Source organism: Nocardia sp. NPDC046473, from assembly GCF_040645995.1.
Classification (GTDB): Bacteria; Actinomycetota; Actinomycetes; order Mycobacteriales; family Mycobacteriaceae; genus Nocardia.
In genome coordinates, this window is record NZ_JBEYZJ010000002.1 from 505,542 (window position 1) to 522,507 (window position 16,966).

Annotated in this window: 15 protein-coding genes and 2 tRNA genes; 7 read left to right on the plus strand and 10 right to left on the minus strand. The window is 67.1% G+C overall.

All coding sequences use genetic code 11. The annotated features are described in order from the left end of the window. Positions 1-4: 4 nt before the first annotated feature. From ABZ942_RS07855 to ABZ942_RS07875, 5 genes are all read right to left on the minus strand, one after another. Positions 5-622 (minus strand): putative glycolipid-binding domain-containing protein, encoded by a 618-nt coding sequence (locus tag ABZ942_RS07855; RefSeq protein ID WP_357379947.1) that lies wholly within the window; start codon positions 620-622, stop codon positions 5-7. Positions 623-673: 51 nt separating this feature from the next. Next, positions 674-2,515, minus strand: coding sequence for an ABC transporter ATP-binding protein (locus tag ABZ942_RS07860; RefSeq protein ID WP_357380361.1), 1,842 nt, complete (start codon positions 2,513-2,515; stop codon positions 674-676). A 29-nt stretch (positions 2,516-2,544) separates the two neighbouring features. After that, positions 2,545-4,362 (minus strand): ABC transporter ATP-binding protein, encoded by a 1,818-nt coding sequence (locus ABZ942_RS07865; protein ID WP_357379948.1) that lies wholly within the window; start codon positions 4,360-4,362, stop codon positions 2,545-2,547. Positions 4,363-4,673: 311 nt separating this feature from the next. Continuing rightward, positions 4,674-6,599, minus strand: a complete 1,926-nt coding sequence (fadD32, locus tag ABZ942_RS07870) for a long-chain-fatty-acid--AMP ligase FadD32 (RefSeq protein ID WP_357380362.1) — start codon at positions 6,597-6,599, stop codon at positions 4,674-4,676. 109 nt (positions 6,600-6,708) lie between these two features. After that, positions 6,709-7,956 carry a KasA/KasB family beta-ketoacyl-ACP synthase gene (locus ABZ942_RS07875; protein WP_357379949.1) on the minus strand — a complete coding sequence of 416 codons (1,248 nt, stop codon included), beginning with the start codon at positions 7,954-7,956 and terminating at the stop codon, positions 6,709-6,711. A 393-nt stretch (positions 7,957-8,349) separates the two neighbouring features. Here ABZ942_RS07875 and dcm point away from each other — a divergent pair, with 393 nt between their 5' ends. From dcm to ABZ942_RS07890, 3 genes are all read left to right on the plus strand, one after another. Then, a complete protein-coding gene (dcm, locus tag ABZ942_RS07880; protein WP_357380363.1) occupies positions 8,350-9,483 on the plus strand; it encodes a DNA (cytosine-5-)-methyltransferase in 1,134 nt (377 codons plus the stop codon). Then, on the plus strand, positions 9,480-9,977 hold the full coding sequence (locus ABZ942_RS07885) for a very short patch repair endonuclease (protein WP_357379950.1): 498 nt from the start codon (positions 9,480-9,482) through the stop codon (positions 9,975-9,977). The genes dcm and ABZ942_RS07885 overlap by 4 nt, the downstream gene beginning before the upstream one ends. 277 nt (positions 9,978-10,254) lie before the next feature. Continuing rightward, entirely contained in the window at positions 10,255-10,956 is a 702-nt protein-coding gene (locus ABZ942_RS07890) for a DUF998 domain-containing protein (protein WP_357379951.1), read from the plus strand. On the opposite strand, the gene ABZ942_RS07895 is transcribed toward ABZ942_RS07890, so the two are convergent. Next, a complete protein-coding gene (locus ABZ942_RS07895) occupies positions 10,957-12,531 on the minus strand; it encodes an esterase-like activity of phytase family protein (protein WP_357379952.1) in 1,575 nt (524 codons plus the stop codon). Between the two features lie 118 nt (positions 12,532-12,649). On the opposite strand from ABZ942_RS07895, the gene ABZ942_RS07900 reads away from it, so the two are divergent. Continuing rightward, entirely contained in the window at positions 12,650-13,042 is a 393-nt protein-coding gene (locus ABZ942_RS07900) for a RidA family protein (protein ID WP_357379953.1), read from the plus strand. A gap of 71 nt (positions 13,043-13,113) precedes the next feature. Beyond that, positions 13,114-13,845 carry a maleylpyruvate isomerase family mycothiol-dependent enzyme gene (locus ABZ942_RS07905; protein ID WP_357379954.1) on the plus strand — a complete coding sequence of 244 codons (732 nt, stop codon included), beginning with the start codon at positions 13,114-13,116 and terminating at the stop codon, positions 13,843-13,845. 114 nt (positions 13,846-13,959) lie between these two features. Here the strand turns inward: ABZ942_RS07905 and ABZ942_RS07910 are convergent, their stop codons facing one another. Further along, on the minus strand, positions 13,960-14,274 hold the full coding sequence (locus ABZ942_RS07910; RefSeq protein WP_357380364.1) for a cupin domain-containing protein: 315 nt from the start codon (positions 14,272-14,274) through the stop codon (positions 13,960-13,962). An 88-nt stretch (positions 14,275-14,362) separates the two neighbouring features. Here ABZ942_RS07910 and ABZ942_RS07915 point away from each other — a divergent pair, with 88 nt between their 5' ends. Beyond that, positions 14,363-15,313 (plus strand): helix-turn-helix domain-containing protein, encoded by a 951-nt coding sequence (locus ABZ942_RS07915; protein WP_357379955.1) that lies wholly within the window; start codon positions 14,363-14,365, stop codon positions 15,311-15,313. Positions 15,314-15,590: 277 nt separating this feature from the next. After that, the gene (locus ABZ942_RS07920) at positions 15,591-15,818 is read left to right on the plus strand and encodes a hypothetical protein (RefSeq protein ID WP_357379956.1); all 228 of its coding nucleotides are present in this window, start codon (positions 15,591-15,593) and stop codon (positions 15,816-15,818) included. Positions 15,819-15,896: 78 nt separating this feature from the next. On the opposite strand, the gene ABZ942_RS07925 is transcribed toward ABZ942_RS07920, so the two are convergent. The 3 genes from ABZ942_RS07925 to ABZ942_RS07935 all read right to left on the minus strand — a co-directional run bounded on the left by ABZ942_RS07925 (position 15,897) and on the right by ABZ942_RS07935 (position 16,909). Then, positions 15,897-15,969: transfer RNA gene (locus tag ABZ942_RS07925), tRNA-Arg, on the minus strand. 33 nt (positions 15,970-16,002) lie between these two features. Beyond that, positions 16,003-16,092 (minus strand) — tRNA-Ser (locus ABZ942_RS07930). 91 nt (positions 16,093-16,183) lie between these two features. Beyond that, entirely contained in the window at positions 16,184-16,909 is a 726-nt protein-coding gene (locus tag ABZ942_RS07935) for a dienelactone hydrolase family protein (protein WP_357379957.1), read from the minus strand. Positions 16,910-16,966: the final 57 nt, after the last annotated feature.

The window sequence follows — 16,966 nt, forward strand, 5'->3', positions numbered from 1 at the left end:
ATTGTCAGATGCGTTCGGCCAGACCCGGGTAGTCGAGCAGGAAGCCGTCGGCGTCGACGGTGACGGTCGCGCTGGAGACCGGGGAAAGCACGCTGATGCCGTCGGCGGCCGCGCTGTAGGTGAGGCTGGCTTCCTGGACCAACAGGTCGGGCAGGCGTACGTAGACGACCGGGACCTGGACGTCGTGCACCGCGTGCTGCAGGTCGAAGCGGCGGATCGGCAGCGTGTTGAAGAACGGGCTGAGCACCACGTCGACATCGAGCGCGCCGGCGAAGGTGGAGCGCACGTGGCTGCCGCCCGCGTCGACCAGCCAGTAGTTCTCCTCGTCCCTGGCGATGGACGCGTGCCGTTCGCCCGCGGCCGTGGTGGTACGCAGCGAGAGCCGCTTCGTCGCGCCGCTCTCGTCGGTGACCAGGTCATAGGACGCGCTGAACGCCGGGTGGTCGTCGCACGCGCCGCCGATCATGCGACCGGCGGCGCGGATGCGATTGCCGTTCAGCGTCACGCGGACCGACTCCATCCGGGACGCGTTGTGCGCGCGCCAGGTGAGAATCGCCGGCCACCGGGAGGCCGGCGGCGTCTCGGGGCCAGAGGCTTGGCTCTCGGGGGCTGGAGTCGTCACCTATCTACCGTAAGCGACACCGAGCCGTACCCCGCACCACACCAGCCCGCATCACACCAGGGATTCCCGCCAGGCCGCGTGCAGGCTGGCGAACCGGCCGGTGCCCGCGATGAGCTCGGCCGGGCTGCCGTCCTCCACAATGCGGCCGGATTCCAGGACCAGCACCCGGTCGGCGATGGCCACGGTGGACAGCCGATGGGCGATGATCACCGCGGTCCGATCGCGCAGCACCGTCTCGAGTGCCCGCTGCACCAGCCGCTCACCCGGGATGTCCAGGCTGGACGTGGCCTCGTCCAGCACGATCACCGCCGGATCGGCCAGGAACACCCGGGCGAACGCGACCAGCTGCCGCTGACCGGCGGACAATCGGCCGCCGCGCTTGCGCACGTCGGTGCCGAAGCCCTCGGGTAGCGCCTGCACGAAGTCGTACAGCCCGACCGCGCGGGCCGCCGCGAACACCTCCTCGTCGCTCGCGTCCGGCCTGCCGAGCCGGATGTTGTCGGCCACCGAGCCGGAGAACAGGTAGGACTCCTGGGTGACCATCACGACATTGCGGCGCAGATCGGCGTCGGCGATCCGGCGCAGATCGACCCCGTCCAGCGTGACCGCGCCCTCGGACGGGTCGTAGAACCGGGTCAGCAGCTTGGCCAGCGTCGACTTGCCCGCGCCGGTGGCACCCACCAGCGCGACGACCTGTCCGGCCGGGATGTCCAGCGTGAACTCCGGCAGCACCTGACGCTCGGCGCCGTAACCGAACGACACCCGATCCATCAGCACCGCGCCGCTCGCCTTCGCCACCGGCGTCGGGTCGGTCGGCTCGGCCACCGAGGGCTCCTCCTCGAGCACGCCGGAGATCTTCTCCAGCGCCGCGGCCGCGGACTGATACGAGTTGAACACCTGCGCGAGTTCGTCGAGCGGACCGTAGAACTCGTTGAGGTACAACAGGTATGCCGCGAGCACGCCGACCGCGATGTGCCCCTCGATCACCTGCCACGCGCCGACCACGATGATGACCACCGTGGTCAGGTTGCCGAGCAGCCTGCTCAGTCCCGCGTAGTCGCCCATGCCGCGCATGGCCTTGGTGGTCGCCTGCTGGTAGTCGCTGTCCTCGTGTGCGAGCACCGACTCGTTGCGCTGCTCGCGGCGGAAGGTCTGCACCGCGCGCATGCCGCCCATCGACTCGACGAACTGCACGACCACCTTCGCGATCGCACCGCGGGTGTGCCGGTAACTCGCCCGCTGCCTGCGCTGCGCCCAGCGGGTGACGAACACCAGCGGCACGAAGCCGATCAGCACGATCGCGGCCAGCGTCAGATCCAGGTAGATCAGCAGCACCGCGATGGTCAGCACCGAAAGGATCGCGCTGAGCGCCTGATTCAGCGCGCCCTCCAGCAGCTCCTGCAACGTCTCGATGTCGCCGGTGAGGCGCGCGACGACCTTGCCCGAGGTGTACTTCTCGTGGAAGGCGACGCTGAGCCGCTGCATGTGCGTGAACGAGCGCACCCGCAGGTCGAACAGCACGCTCTGGCTGAGCTTGCCGGACACCCGCAGGAACAGGAACGTGGTCAGCCCGCCGAGCAGCACCGCCGTGAAGTACCCGCCGACCGCCCAGGTGAGCGGTGCCCAATTCCCTTTGCGCCCTTCGCCGATGCCGTTGTCGAGCCCGTGCGCGATGAACAGCGGCGCGGACACCATGGCGGCGTTGTCCACCACGATGAGCACCAGCGCGAGCGCCGCCAGCTTGCGGTACGGACGGACCAGGTCGAGCAGCAGTCGCCGGGATCGCCCGGCCAGCACCAGGTTTCCGGCCTGGGTGACCTCCTTGTCCTCGCTGGCGATGCCACGCCAGTCGGCGGCCTCGTCGCGCCGACCGGACGAATCCTCGTTCGTCACCGCGTCTTTCGACGTCACCGTTTCCGTACTCACAGCTGCTCACCTCCCATCAGTTCTCGATATCGGCTGCTGCTGCGCAGCAGTTGATCGTGCGTGCCCTCGGCGACGATCCGGCCATCGGCCAGCACCGCGACCCGGTCGGCCAACGCCGCGGTCGAGGGCCGGTGTGCGACGAGCAGCGTCGTCGCGCCGGCCAGCACGGTGCGCAGTCGTTCCTGCACCCGCTCTTCGGTTTCCACGTCGAGCGCGGACAACGGGTCGTCGAGCACCATGATCCGGCTCCCCGCGCCCGCGCCACTCAACACGGCGCGGGCCAGCGCGAGCCGCTGGCGCTGACCGCCGGACAGGCTGAGGCCCTGCTCGCCGATCCTGGTGTCCAGTCCCCACGGCAGGTTGTCCACGAACTCGGTGGCCTGCGCGACGTCCAGCGCGCGCCGCACATCGGCGTCGGTGGCGGACGGGTCGCCGAGCGCGACGTTCTCCCGCACGCTCGCCGAGAACAGCACCGGCTCCTCGAACGCGACCGACACCAGCGAGCGCAGATCGGCCAGTCGCATGGTCGCGATGTCGATGCCGTCGATGGTGATCACACCGCCGGACAGATCGTAGAGCCGCGGAATCAGGTTGAGCAGCGCGGTCTTTCCGCTACCGGTCGCGCCGACCAGGGCCACCGTCTCGCCGGGTCGAATCTTGAGCGAAACATCGTGCAGCACCTCCCCTTTCGCGTCCGGGAAGGCGAACTTCACGCCGTCCAAGCGCAATTCGCCGACGACCGTCTCCGGCAACTCCACCGGATCGGCCGGATCGGCGATGTCGACCGGGGTGTCGATGATCTCCCAGTACCGATCGCCCGCCGTGCGCGCGTCGTTCAGTTCGGCGAGCAGGAAGCCGGTCCAGATGATCGGCCACTGCAGGAAGTTGGCGAGGGTGATCGCCGCGACCAGGGTGCCGAGCGTCATCGAGCCCTGCGCCACGGCGTAGCCGCCGTAACCGAGCGCGAACGCGATGGCCAGCTGCGGCATGCCGGTCATGGCCGACCACAGCCGCGCGTCCAGGCGCACCTTGAGCATCTCGGTCTGCTGCAGTTCGCGCGACTGGGCGAGGAACCGGCCGCCGAAGAACACACCGCGGCCGAACGCCTTCAGCACACGCACGCCCTGCGCCGACTCCTCGGCGGTGGTGGCCAGGTCGCCGGACTGGTCCTGGGACCGGCGCGACGCGACCGAGTACGCGCGCTCGAACCGAATGCAGATGTAGGTCAACGGAATCGCGATGATCACGAAGATCAGCCCGATCTGCCAGTTCAAAGCGAGCAGCACCAGCAGGCCGACCGGGATCAGCACGAGATGGATGATCAGGAACGGCCCGGCGAACGCGACGAAGCGGCGCAGGGTGGCCATGTCGTCGACCGCACGAGACAGCAGCTGGCCCGATTCCCAGGAGTCGTGCCGCCCGATCGCCAGCGACTGCAACTTGCGGAAGATCTTGGCGCGCATGGTGATCTCGACCAGCGTCGCCGGCTTGGACACCAGCCAGCGGCGCCCCCACACACCGACGGCTTCCAGCAGGCCGAGCACCAGCACCAGCGCGACCGGCGCGAACACTCCCGCGAAATCGCGCCGCGCGATCGGCCCGTCGATGATCTTGGCGATGATCAACGGTATGACGATCGCGGTCAGCGACGAGAGGACCGCGAGCGTGGTCGCGGCGAGCAGCGCGCGCCGGTACGGGCGCACGTACGGCCAGAAGCGGCGCAGCGAGTGCAGGCGGCCCGGCGCGGACGCGGCGGGCCGCTCCGGTCTGTCGGCCTCCGGATCGGCCGTTGCGACGTCCAGTGCAACTGACATGGCTCCCCCTACAGGTGTGTGGTTGGCGGTGTCGAGAACCGGGACACTCGATGATGTTCGCACCGAGGTCCGACACTTCAGGGTGGCAGTATTACCCGATTCAGCCAACCGGTTTTCCGGGCTCGCCGATTCCCCGTCGCCGGTATTCGTGCTGGACATCACCGTTCGTTCGCAGGTCGCGTCCGCCTTCATGACTACAGCCAACAACCTCGAGCAACCTCGAGGTCAAGGGCGCGGACAGCAAACGACCTCGGCGCCCACATCGTGGGCGCCGAGGTCAGTGAATTCGAATATTCGGACCAGGTCCGGCTCTAGCGGATGCCCGCGCTCTCGGACTCCCGCTCGACGGGTGCGTCCGGAAAAGCCTGCTGCTGGTATCCGCCGCGCAGCGTGCCGTCGAGATACGCGGTGCGGCAGGCCCGGCGGGCGATCTTGCCGCTGGAGGTCCGCGGAATCGAGCCCGCGGGCACGAGCAGCACATCGCGCACGGTGACACCGTGCCGCTGCGAAACCGCCGCCCGCACGGTATCCGCGATCGGCTCGGTTTCGAGCTTGCCGGCACCGGTGTTGCGCTCGGCGACGATCACCAGCTGCTCGGAACTGTCGTCGGCGTCGAACCGCAGTCCGGAGTGACTGTCCTTGGCGAACACCAGCGCCGGAAGTTCGTTGGCGGGCACCGAGAATGCCGCGACGAAGCCGGGGCGCAGCGCCGTGCTCGATTCCTGCGCCGAGAACTCCAGGTCCTGCGGGTAGTGATTGCGGCCGTCGACGATCACCAGATCCTTCACCCGGCCGGTGATGTAGAGCTCGCCGTCGAGGTAGGCGCCGTAATCGCCGGTGCGCATCCAGTTGGCGTCCTCGGGCGTGCCCTGCGCGTGACTGCCCTCCGGCTGCCGGGCGGCCAGTTTGGCCCGGAACGTGGCCGCGGTCTCGTCGGGCTTGCCCCAGTAACCGATACCCATGTTCTCGCCGTGCAACCAGATCTCGCCGACCTCGCCGTCCGCGCGCTCGACGCCGGTATCCGGATCGACGATGGTCGCCCACTGCGACAACGCCACGTATCCGCAGGAAACCTGGGCGATCGAATTGTCGGCACCCTGTTCGACCTCGACCATCCGGCCCGAATTCAGTTGGGCGCGATCGACATACACGACCCTCGCCTCGTCCTCGGCCTTGGTCGCCGAGACGAACAGCGTCGCCTCCGCCATGCCGTAGCAGGGCTTGATCGTCGTCTTCGGCAGCCCGTACGGCGCGAACGCGTCGTTGAACTTCTTCATCGACGACACCGACACCGGCTCGCTGCCGTTGATCAGGCCGATCACATTCGACAGGTCGAGTTCCTCGCCCGGTTTCGGCTTACCCCGCGCCGCGGCATGTTCGAAGGCGAAATTCGGCGCCGCGGCATAAGTTCCGGCACCGTCGGAGGCGGCGGCCAGTTCTTTGATCCAGCGATACGGGCGGCGAACGAACGCACTCGGCGACATGATGGTGATGAATCCGCCGCCGACGGTCGGCAGAATCACGCAGAGCAGACCCATGTCGTGGAACAGCGGCAGCCAGGTGACGCCGCGCGAATTCTCTTTGACGCCAATGGCATCGATCATCTGCAGCAGATTCGTGCCGACGGCGCGGTGCGTGATCTCCACGCCCGCAGGTGTTCTGGTGGAGCCGGAGGTGTATTGCAGGTAAGCCACGCTGTCGATATTGATATCGGGCCGCACCCACATCGCGCCGACGCTGTCCGGAATCGCTTCCACCGCAATAATCCGCGGCCGTTGCGCCGCGGGCAGATGCCGGAAGAAGTTCCGCACACCGCCCGCTGCGGAGCCGACCGTGAGGATCGCCGCGGGCGTGCAGTCGCTGAGCACCGCGGTGAGCCGGTCGGTGTGCCCCTGCTCCTCCGGGTCGAACAGCGGGACCGCGATATTGCCCGCGTAGACGGCCGCGAAAATGGAGACGACATAGTCGAGCCCCTGCGGTGCCAGAATCGCGACGCGGTCGCCGGGCTTGGTCACCTGCTGCAGTCGTGCGGCAACGGCTCGCAGCCGGACGCCGAACTGTCGCCAGGTCAGCTCGTGGTACTCGCCGTCGCGTTCCCGCGAATAGTCGATATAGCGGTAGGCGAGGTCGTCGCCGTTCTCCGCGCTGTGCTTGTCGACGAAGTCGATCAGGGTCTTGTCACCGCGGATTTTGATATTGCCCTGGTCGTCCAAATAGTCGTCGAAGGTCTCGTCGATCATCGCCTTATCCTTTTGCCAAAGCACGCACACAGGCCGTGCAGTTACACCGAACACAGGTCGATAACGAAGCGTCGGGAAGGCTAGCAGGTGCGCAGCCTTCCGACGCTCAGTACCGCCCGAAGGCGATCGCTACGTTGTGCCCGCCGAAACCGAACGAGTTGTTCACGGCGTAATCGATCCGACCCTGCCTGCTCTGGCCCTTGACGACGTCGAGGTCGATTTGCGGGTCCTGATTGTCCAAATTCAGGGTCGGCGGCACGATGCCGTCGCGAATGGAGAGCACCGTGATCACCGACTCCAGCGCGCCGACCGCGCCGATCGAATGACCGAGTGCCGACTTCGGCGCGTAGACCGAGGTGTGACTCCCGATCGCCGACGAAATAGCTTGCGCCTCAGCGGTATCCCCGATCGGCGTGGCGGTGGCGTGCGCGTTCACGTGGGTGACATCCTGCTTCGTCAACCCGGCCTTCTCGATCGCCCTGGTCATCGCGCGCGCCGCACCCTTGCCCTCCAGGTCGGGCGCGACCAGGTGGAAGGCGTCGGAGGTGATGCCCGCACCCATGATGCGCGCGTGGATCGTCGCGCCGCGCGCCTTGGCGTGCTCCTCGGTCTCGATGATCATCATCGCGCCCGCCTCGCCGAACACGAAGCCGTCCCGGTCCTTGTCGAACGGGCGCGACGCGCTCTTCGGATCGTGATTGCGGGTGCTCATCGCGCGCATCATGGTGAACGCCGCGATCGGCACCGCCTGGATGGACCCCTCGACGCCGCCGGTGACGACCATGTCGGCGTCGCCCATCACGATCATCTGCCAGGCGTTCGCGATCGCCTCCGAGCCCGATGAACAGGCCGACACCGGCGTGACCACACCCGCGCCCGCGCCGAGTTCGATGCCGACGCAGGCGGCTGAACCGTTCGGCATGATCCGCTGCACGGTGAGCGGCGAAATCTTGCGGTAGCCACCGTTTTTGATGCGGTCCCGCGCGTCGATGATGTACTCGCCGCCGCCTAGACCGGTGCCGATGGCGACGCCGAGCCGGGCCTTGTCGACCTCCGGGCTGCCCGCGTTGCGCCACACCTCACGGCTCAGCACGGTGGCCATCTGCTCCACGTAGGACAGGGTGCGCGCCTCGACCCGGGTCAGGCTCTCGGCGGGCGAGACCTTCAGGTGCCCGCCGATGCGGACCGGCAGCTCGAACTGCTCGATGAAGCTGTCCTCCAGGACGTCGATGCCGCTCTCGCCGTTGAGCAGGCCCTTCCAGGTCGAGTCGATGTCGCCCGCGATCGAGGTCGTCGCCGCCAGGCTGGTCACGACGACGTTGGGAAAGCTCCTGTTTTTCGAAGGTATCTGCATGTTCGCTCACTTTCCCTAGCGTGACGACTAAGAAATTTGTCGAGCTCAAAACCTTTGTGGAGCATTTGCATTTCGCATGCGGACGCGCCGACTGACACGTGGGGCGGCATCCGCGCGTATAGCGCTGGAGCGCAGGCAGATCAGCCTGCCGAGCCTGTCATCAGGGCCGCAAACTTGATCGGCCGATGAGCATTATCGGGCAGCAGCAGACCGATCATGTTGCTGACACGCGGACGGTACCAGGCCGCTGTTGCGATCGCTGCGTCGCGCCGTCATGGCGTTGTTCGCGGACGACGCCCGGCAACTCGAGTAACCTCTCCCCGGGCACGGGGCGACGTCGGCGGCGTCTCGACCGAAGACGCGAGGAAGGGACAGTCGGTGACGGGCGCGCGGATGGTCGGGCTGTTCGCCGGGATCGGCGGGCTCGAACTCGGTCTCGGCCATAACGGCTGGCAGACCGAGTTGCTGTGCGAAATCGATGCGGGCGCACAGGGGGTGCTCGGCGCCCGCTTTCCCGATGTACCACTGCATTCCGACATCACCAGCCTGCGCGCGCTACCGGCGGGCACCGAGTTGGTAGCGGCCGGATTTCCCTGCCAGGACCTCTCCCAGGCCGGGCGCACCGCAGGCATCACCGGAAAGCGGTCCGGTCTGGTCGACGAGGTGTTCCGGCTGGTGCGGCGCAAGCGCGGGCCGCGCTGGCTGCTGATCGAGAACGTGCCGTTCATGCTGCAGCTCGGTCGCGGTGCCGCGATGCGGCACATCACCACGGCCCTGGAGGAGCTCGGCTACACCTGGGCTTATCGGGTGGTGGATGCGCGGGCTTTCGGCCTGCCACAGCGCCGTCAGCGGGTGCTGATGCTGGCTTCCAGGACCGAGGACCCACGCGGGGTGCTGTTCGGTGACGACGCCGGGCCACGGATCGTCGGCGATGCCGAACGCGACCCGTGCGGGTTCTACTGGACCGAGGGCGTGCGCGGGCTCGGCTGGGCGGTGAATGCGGTGCCGACGGTGAAGGGCGGGTCCGCACTCGGTATCGCCAGTCCGCCCGCGGTGCGGCTGCCGTCCGGGGAGATCGTCACGCCCGGTCTTGTCGACGTGGAACGGCTGCAGGGCTTCGATGCGGATTGGACCGCGCCCGCGGGTGAGGTGCCCGGCATCCGGCAGGGGCATCGGTGGAAGCTGGTCGGCAATGCGGTCAGTGTGCGGATGGCCGACTGGGTCGGGTCCCGGCTGGCCGCGCCGCTGGCTCCGATCCTCGGTGACCAGCCGCTACCGCCGGGAACGCCGTGGCCGGTGGCGGCGTGGGGACATGCCGGGACGGCCTACCGGGTGCCGGTATCGACCTGGCCGGTGCACGAGCAGTACGAGGATCTGCGGAACTTCCTGACCGATTCGCGGCTACTGTCGGCGCGGGCGACCGCGGGATTCTTGCGGCGGACCGGCATGGGGAGCCTGCGGTTTCCGCCGGGGTTTCTTGACGATGTGGAGAGTCATCTCCATCGGATGGGTGGCTGGGCGGCATGAGTCGGCAGGCGGGTGCCGGGCCGGGAACATCCGGCGACGCGCCCGACGACGCACCACGATTTCCGCGCGATATTCGACGGCCCACCACCGATGCGGCAACGAGTGCGCGCATGTCGCGACAGCGGCGCAGCGGGACCAAGCCGGAGCTGGCGCTACGCAAGGAACTGCATCGGCGCGGGCTGCGGTATTTCGTCGATCGCGCGCCGATCCGCGGGCAGCGGCGGCGCGCCGATCTGGTGTTTCCGCGGCTACGCATCGCGGTCTACGTCGACGGCTGCTTCTGGCATCGCTGCCCGCAGCACGCGACCGACCCGCGCAACAACGCGGAATGGTGGGCGGCCAAGCTCGCCGGAAATGTGGCGCGCGACCGCGCGACCGATGCGGCACTGATCGACGCGGGCTGGCAGGTGATTCGCGTGTGGGAGCACGAAGACGCCGTGGCCGCGGCCGATCGGGTGCAGGTCGCGCTGGGTATTCGAGCTAGCGGGACTTGACCCGGACCAACGTGCGCGGTGCGTGGGTGGCGAGATAGCTCGACATCACCATCACCGTCATCACGGCTACTCCGGCGGCGGCTGTGGCATAGCCGATCATGAGGACCTCCTTGGGAACGCTTCTCTGACAGCCTGTCCGTCGAACCTGACAGGAGCCTGTGCGTCGGTTGGCAATGACGTGTGTTTGATCCCATCCGGTCGGTGATCCCATGACTCCACGCGCCCGCTGACCTACGGTTTGATCATCGGTCCAGTGGCAGGTAGGAGAATGGGGTCCGTGACAGATAGCCAAAAGATCGCCGAATGGCGCGTGCGGGTGGCGTCCTTGGTGATCGCAGCGGCAATCCTGATCGCGGGAGTCTGCTACTCGTCCTGGGTGCTGGAGTTCGTGCTGAAGATCGACGTCGACCCGGTCAACTCGTTCCTCAGCGAGCTGGATGCCGAAGGTAAGCCGTACCGTGCGGTGTTCGCGACCGCCGACAAGATCGTCGGGGTCATGCTCATCCCCGCCGCGATCGGCGGTCTGCTGCTTTTCCCGCGCCGCCGGTTCACCACGATCGGCTGGGTCGCGCTGTTCTGCTTCGGCGCGGCGACGATCGCCGATGTGTTGCTGCCGCTGAAGGACTGCACCGCGAACGACAATGCGTGCGGCGGCAGCAGCGAACTTTTCCCGCAACTGCACCAGCCGCACGCACTGTCGAGCACCATCGCGGTCACCTCGATCGCCGTCGCCACCTTCGCGTTCAGCGTCGCCGCGTTCCGCTATCACCGCTGGCGGATCCTGCGCGAGGCCGGGCTGGTCGTGCTGGTGGTCGGGTCGGCGGCGACCGTGTGGATGCTGGTCGCCGACAACCTGCCCGGCAACTACGCGCTCGGGATCGCCCAGCGGATCCAGGTCGGTTCGATGTCGCTGTGGCTGATCACGTTGGCCGCGGCGGTGATCCTGGAAGGCCGGGAGTGGATCGACCCGGGCGACTAGCTACTTCACGTTCAGCTCGATCGTGTGCTCGTCGGTCTTCGCGGGCAGCTTGGTGGTGTCGACGACGAGGATCTCGCCGCTGTCCTGCACGCCGTTGGGGAGCATCTTGGGCTTGAGCCCGAACGGCGGCTGGTCGCCCGTGCTGCCGAGCAGGCCGAAGTCGCTGTCGTTGGAGATGTAGAGCGTCTTGCCGCCGTCCAGGGTGGCGACGCCCTCGATCTTGTCGTGGCCGAAGAACTTTCCGTCGGCATCGAGAGCCTTGACGAGGCCGGCGAGGTCGAGGTTCTTGGGCTTGGCGGCCGGGGTGACGCCCGCCTTGGTCAGCGCGGCGACGCCGTCGGTGGTCGTGGCCGTGCCGACCAAGGTCTCCAGCGCCTTGCCGTCGATCTGGAGGCCCCCGTGTTCCGGATCGTAGTGCGCGCCAGGCACCTTCGAGTCGGGGCCGACGTCGGTGGCGTTGGTGATGTCGACGGTCCACAGCTTCTTGTCCGCCTTGGGCGCCAGGCTGCCGTCGCGTTCGTCGATCAGGAAGGTGGTCGCGCTCAGCGCGGTGATCTCCGAATCGGCGACCTTGCTGCTCTTCGGGTTCTCCAGCGGGACCACGAATTCCTTCTGCGCCTTCGTCTTCAGATCGACGGTGACGATGCGGGTCAACGGCACGTCCTTGGCGGATCCGTTGAGGCCGGGCGTGTTCAGCGCACTCTGCACCACGCCGACGAGGGTGCTGCCGTCCGGCGTGATGGTCAGGCCCTCCATGCCCTGGTTCGGGGTGCGCAGCGAAAGTTCCTTGGGCAGGCCCGATCCCGGGGCCAGGCGTTCTAGCTCGCCGCCCTTGGCGTCGAAATGCACCAGGAACGGGCCGTATTCGTCGGACACCCAGAAGGTGCCGTCGGGCAATGCGACCAGGCCTTCCGGATCGAGGCCGTGATCGGTGGGCGGCAACACATTTCCGGCGAGGTCCTTGATGGTTTCGCCGGTGTTCGCGGAAACGTCGACCTGACCGTTGAACGGGACGCCCGCCGCGGTGTGCAGGTCGAGGCTGGACTGCGGCACCGCGCGGGTGCCGATCAGCTTGAACCGGCCGATCTTCGGCACGAAACTCGGTGTCGGCGAAAGCTTCTCGTTCTTGCCGGGACCGTCCACATTCGGGCCGCGGTCGGTCAGCCCGTAGAACTCGTCCTTGCTGCCGGGCACCGGGGTCCAGGCCGAGCCGAAACCGCTGCTCTGCACCGTCGTTCCGCCGAACTCGCCCAGCGGCGGGATGTCGGTGGTGTAGAGGCGCACCGCGTCGGTGGTGGTCACCTTGAAGCTGTCGGATCCCATGTAACCGGCGCTCGGGGTGTAGACGAGCGCGCCGTCGATGCGACGGCTCAGCTTGCCGTGTTCCGGATCGGCGATGCGGACGGCAGCGCTGCCGCCCGTCTTGGCGAGCAGGTCATCCAGGGAGATCACCAGCGGCTGGTCCATGGTCGCGGTGAAGTCCGCGGCCGAGTCCGACGATGAGCAGCCTGCGGCCAGCACGCCGGCACAGAGGACGGCGACGGCGGTGACGCGAGGACGAGCGAGAGCTTTCACTGGGACTGCCTACCGCGCCGATCCGAAATCTGGCCGACGCGCAGGTGACAACTCGGTGCCGATCCGGCCGAATCCTGGGCCGTTGGCTCCACGATGATGCGCGTGTGATGCTGACGCCATGACCACACGCGTGAACATCTCCTCCGGCTCCGAGTTCGAAGACATCGTCGGCTACTGCCGCGCCGTCCGGGTCGGTAACACCATCGCGGTCAGCGGCACCACCGCCTCGGTCACCGGCGGCACCGCGGTCGGCGGCGACGACATCGGCGAACAGACCCGGGAAACGTTGCGCCGCATCGCCACCGCCCTCACCGACGCCGGCGCGAGCCTCGCCGACGTCGTCCGCACCCGCATCTTCGTCACCGACATCGCCCGCTGGCCCGAGGTCGCCAAGGCGCACGCCGAGGTCTTCGGCGACATCCGCCCCGCCACCTCCATGTACCAAATCAGCGCCCTCATCACCCCAGCCCTGCTGGTGGAGATCGAAGCCGACGCCATCGTCAGCGAATAGGCCCGCGGACGTGTCCCGCCGATCGTCAAGAAGTTCGGCGGGGCATGGTCTGGATCGCTAGGGTCGCAGCTGTGACAAGTGCTGCTCCGGAAGATCCCGTCTCCCTCGACACCCTCGCCGAAGCGACCGATCGCCTCCTCGACACCATGCGAAAGCTGGGCGACAACGACATGACCGAGGCGTCGCTGCTGCCGGGGTGGAGTCGCGGACATCTGCTCGCCCATATCGCCCGCAATGCCGACAGTCTGCTCAATCTGCTGTTGTGGGCGCATACGGGTGTGGAGATTCCGCAGTACGCGAGTATGTATCTGCGCGGCTTCGACATCGAAGCCGGTGCACCACGGCCCGCCACGGAGCAACTCGCCGACAACGAGGCTGCGGCGAAACGGTGGTCGGCAGTGGCGAATTCGCTGACCGAGGACACCTGGCACGCGGAAGTTCGTACCCGGCAGGGACGTCCGATTCCGGCCAGTGAAGTGCGGTGGATGCGGTTGCAGGAGGTCGAGATTCACCATGTCGATCTCAACTCCGGATACACCCCGGCAGATTGGCCCGCTACGTTCGTCGCGCGGGTGCTCGGCCAGGCGACCGTCGACATGAACCGAATCACCGCTGCCGCAACGGAACCGGTCCCGGCGTTCGCGCTCCGCGCCACCGACACCGACTTCACCGGCATCGTCGGCACCGACTCCCCCACCAACACCATCGCCGGCCCGGCCGCGTCGCTCGCCGCCTGGCTGCTCGGCCGGTCGGACGGTGCCGACCTGACCGGCGACCTGCCCGCGCTGCCCGCCTGGAAGTAGCTCTGCTCGAGCGAAAAGCCCCGCCCCTCATCGAGATTCGAGGGGCGGGGCTGCTTGTTGCTCGGGTCAGCGGACGGCGCACCCGAATACGGGCCGGGCCTGATGGGGGCGGTGCTAGCCCTCGGGATAGAAGACGAACAGCGTGCAGCCGGTCGTCGTCTGTGGAATGTGCGAGGAACCCGCTGGGGCATGGATGAAGGAGCCTGCGGGATAGTCCCTGACGCCGTCGTTGAAGACTCCGGAAACCACGAATACCTCCTCGGGCCCCGGTTCGTGAACGTCGATTCCCTGCCAGCAGGAGTTCGGATCCATCTCGAGGAGGTATGCCTTCGCGCCACTACCGCCGAGCCACAATGAACGCGAGCGGATGCCGGGGAAGAGTTCGCGAACCGGAGCGTCCTGCGCGGTCGACCATTCGTAGCCGGCCATGTTCAAGTCTGTTGTCATGTAGCCAGCCTTGCCGCACAACCCGCCGCTGCCGAGTGTCAGAAATGACATCTCGGGGTACTTTTCTGCCATGCACCGCGTCATAGCCCTAGTCCACCCGCCTCAGTCGACCTTCGAGCTCAGTTGCGCGGCAGAGGTATTCGGGATCGAGCGCGGCGGGCTGCCGACGCGATACACATTCAGTGTGTGCACCGAGCACCCCGGACCAGTCGCGACGTACGCCGGATACGCCATGCACGTGACCGACGGACTCGACGCGCTCGACCAGGCCGACACCGTGATCGTCCCTGGGTGGCTACCTACTGAGGAAGCACCTTCCCCGGCCGTTATCCGGTCCCTGCAAGGTGCACACGACCGCGGCGCGCGGCTGGTCAGCATCTGCTCCGGCGTCTTCGCGCTGGCCCACACCGGTCTGCTGGACGGACGCCGTGCGACCACACACTGGGCCCGCGCAGACGAGCTGGCCGAACGCTTCCCCGCCATATCCGTCGACCGCGACGTGCTCTACGTCGATCACGGCGACGTGGCCACCAGCGCCGGCGCCGGCGCGGGCATCGACCTGTGCCTGCACCTGGTCCGAACGGATCACGGAGCCGGCTACGCCGCACAGGTCGCACGCAGCATGGTCATGCCGCCGCATCGCGAGGGCGGACAGTTGCAATACGCGGCACCACCACACCCCGCTCAGATCGATGGCTCGCTCGCACCACTACTGGAGTGGATCACCGCCCGGCTCGACGAACCACTCACGGTCGAGGACCTGGCCGCACAGGCCGCCGTCTCACCCCGCACCCTCGCCCGCCGATTCACCGACCAACTCGGCATCGGCCCCGGCCAGTGGTTACTCGCCCAACGGATCGCCGTCGCACGAGAACTACTGGAAACCTCAGACCTGCCCCTGGACGCCATCGCCCGCCGCGTCGGCCTCTCCTCCGCCACCAACCTCCGCCGACGCTTCCTGCGCGCCCTCGGCACCACCCCCGGCGCTTACCGCAGGGCGTTCCGAACAGACCCACAGTGACAGGTGTTCAGCCGCGGTGGTTTCGACGCTTCCCGCAGGTGCCGGATGAATCGTTGATGCAATAGTTTTCGCGCTCACGAAGTTCCCGGCGACTCGCATCGGTAGCGAGGCCCGTGGCCAGATCATTCGAGGATCATCGTGCAGCTCGAAGCGTTTTGTACGTCAGAATCCGCGCCATAGGCTCGAGATCTGTACTGAGGAATGGCGCTATCGAGTCATCCCGGCTCTCCGACTCTCGCGATACCACCGTCGAGTCCGCCGCCCATGAGGAGAACACGTGAACTACCGGACATGGGACGTCGACCTGAGGCGAACCCTCACCTACGTGACGCTGCCATTGAGCTTGCTCGCACTCGCCCCGTTTCTGATGGGCGACTTCGCCGTCTTGATCGTTGCGGCATCTATCGTGTTCTACCTGTCTTCGAAGATCTTTCGGCTGTTCGCCAGGCTATTCGGGAGGAGTCGGACTACCGACGCACCCGAGCAGCCGGTCACGAGCCCGTAGGTCGATTGCTCCGCACGACGAGGACGCTCCGCGAATGATCAAAGCCCTGACAGTGAGACTGTCAGGGCTTTGATTCTGTGCGGCTGAAGGGATTCGAACCCCTAACCTTCTGATCCGTAGTCAGATGCTCTATCCGTTGAGCTACAGCCGCGTGGGTATTCAGTTGTACCGGTTTCCCGGGTTGTGGCGGAGGCGAGAGGATTTGAACCTCCGGTCCCCGTGAAGGGACAACTCATTAGCAGTGAGTCCCATTCGGCCGCTCTGGCACGCCTCCTGGAGCCTTCTCTTCGAGGGCACCGGTCCTTTCGAACCGCCGAGCATGAAGATTACAGTAGCCCTTGTCCAGATCGCAAAACGGCTGGTTATCAGCGTAAGTTGCTGTCGAACCAGTCGAAAATACGGGTCTGTGAGTCGACCAGACCGTAGTCGTCCTCGGTGGCCGGATGGTCGGCGCGATGACGCAGGCCCGGGTAGCTGACGACCAGGCTCGCCACGGCGGCGCGACCGGTCGCGTCGCGCAGTCGCTCGACCTCGACCGGTGGGGTGGCCGGGTCGTCGGTGCCGAACAGGCCGAGCCAGGGGGCCTGCAGATGTGGGGCGACCCGGACCAGGGCGTCGGCCTGGTCGGTGAGCGGCTCGATGATGCCGGGTGCCGCGACGCTGACCGCCGCGCCGACCGGACGGTTGGTGGCGACCAGGAACGCGGCGGTGCCCGCGGAATCGAAGCCGAGCACGCCGATGGTGTCGGGGAACACACCGTGCCGGGTGAGCCAGTCGAAGCAGGCGTCGAAGTCGTCGAAGAGTTCGTCGCCGAACACCTCGACGGCCGACTCGCGACTGGACCGATGGAACAGGTTGGGCGCGACCACCGTCCAGCCCTCCATCGCCAGCGCGCTCATCAGGGCCAGCAGCGCGCCGGTGAACTCGCGGGCTTCGTGCAGCATCACGATGCCGCCCCGGGCATTGCCCTCGGGTTCGACCACGATGATGGGCACCTGGGTATCGGCGGCCTGATGCATCGAGTCGGTCGCAGGTCCCGGCGACCGGTCGTCGCAGCGCAGGGGGGCTAGGTCGTTGTAGGTGCCCGACATGAAACCAGCGTAGGGCGACTTCCTGATCTTCGGTAGAAATTGCTGTTGAGGGCCTAT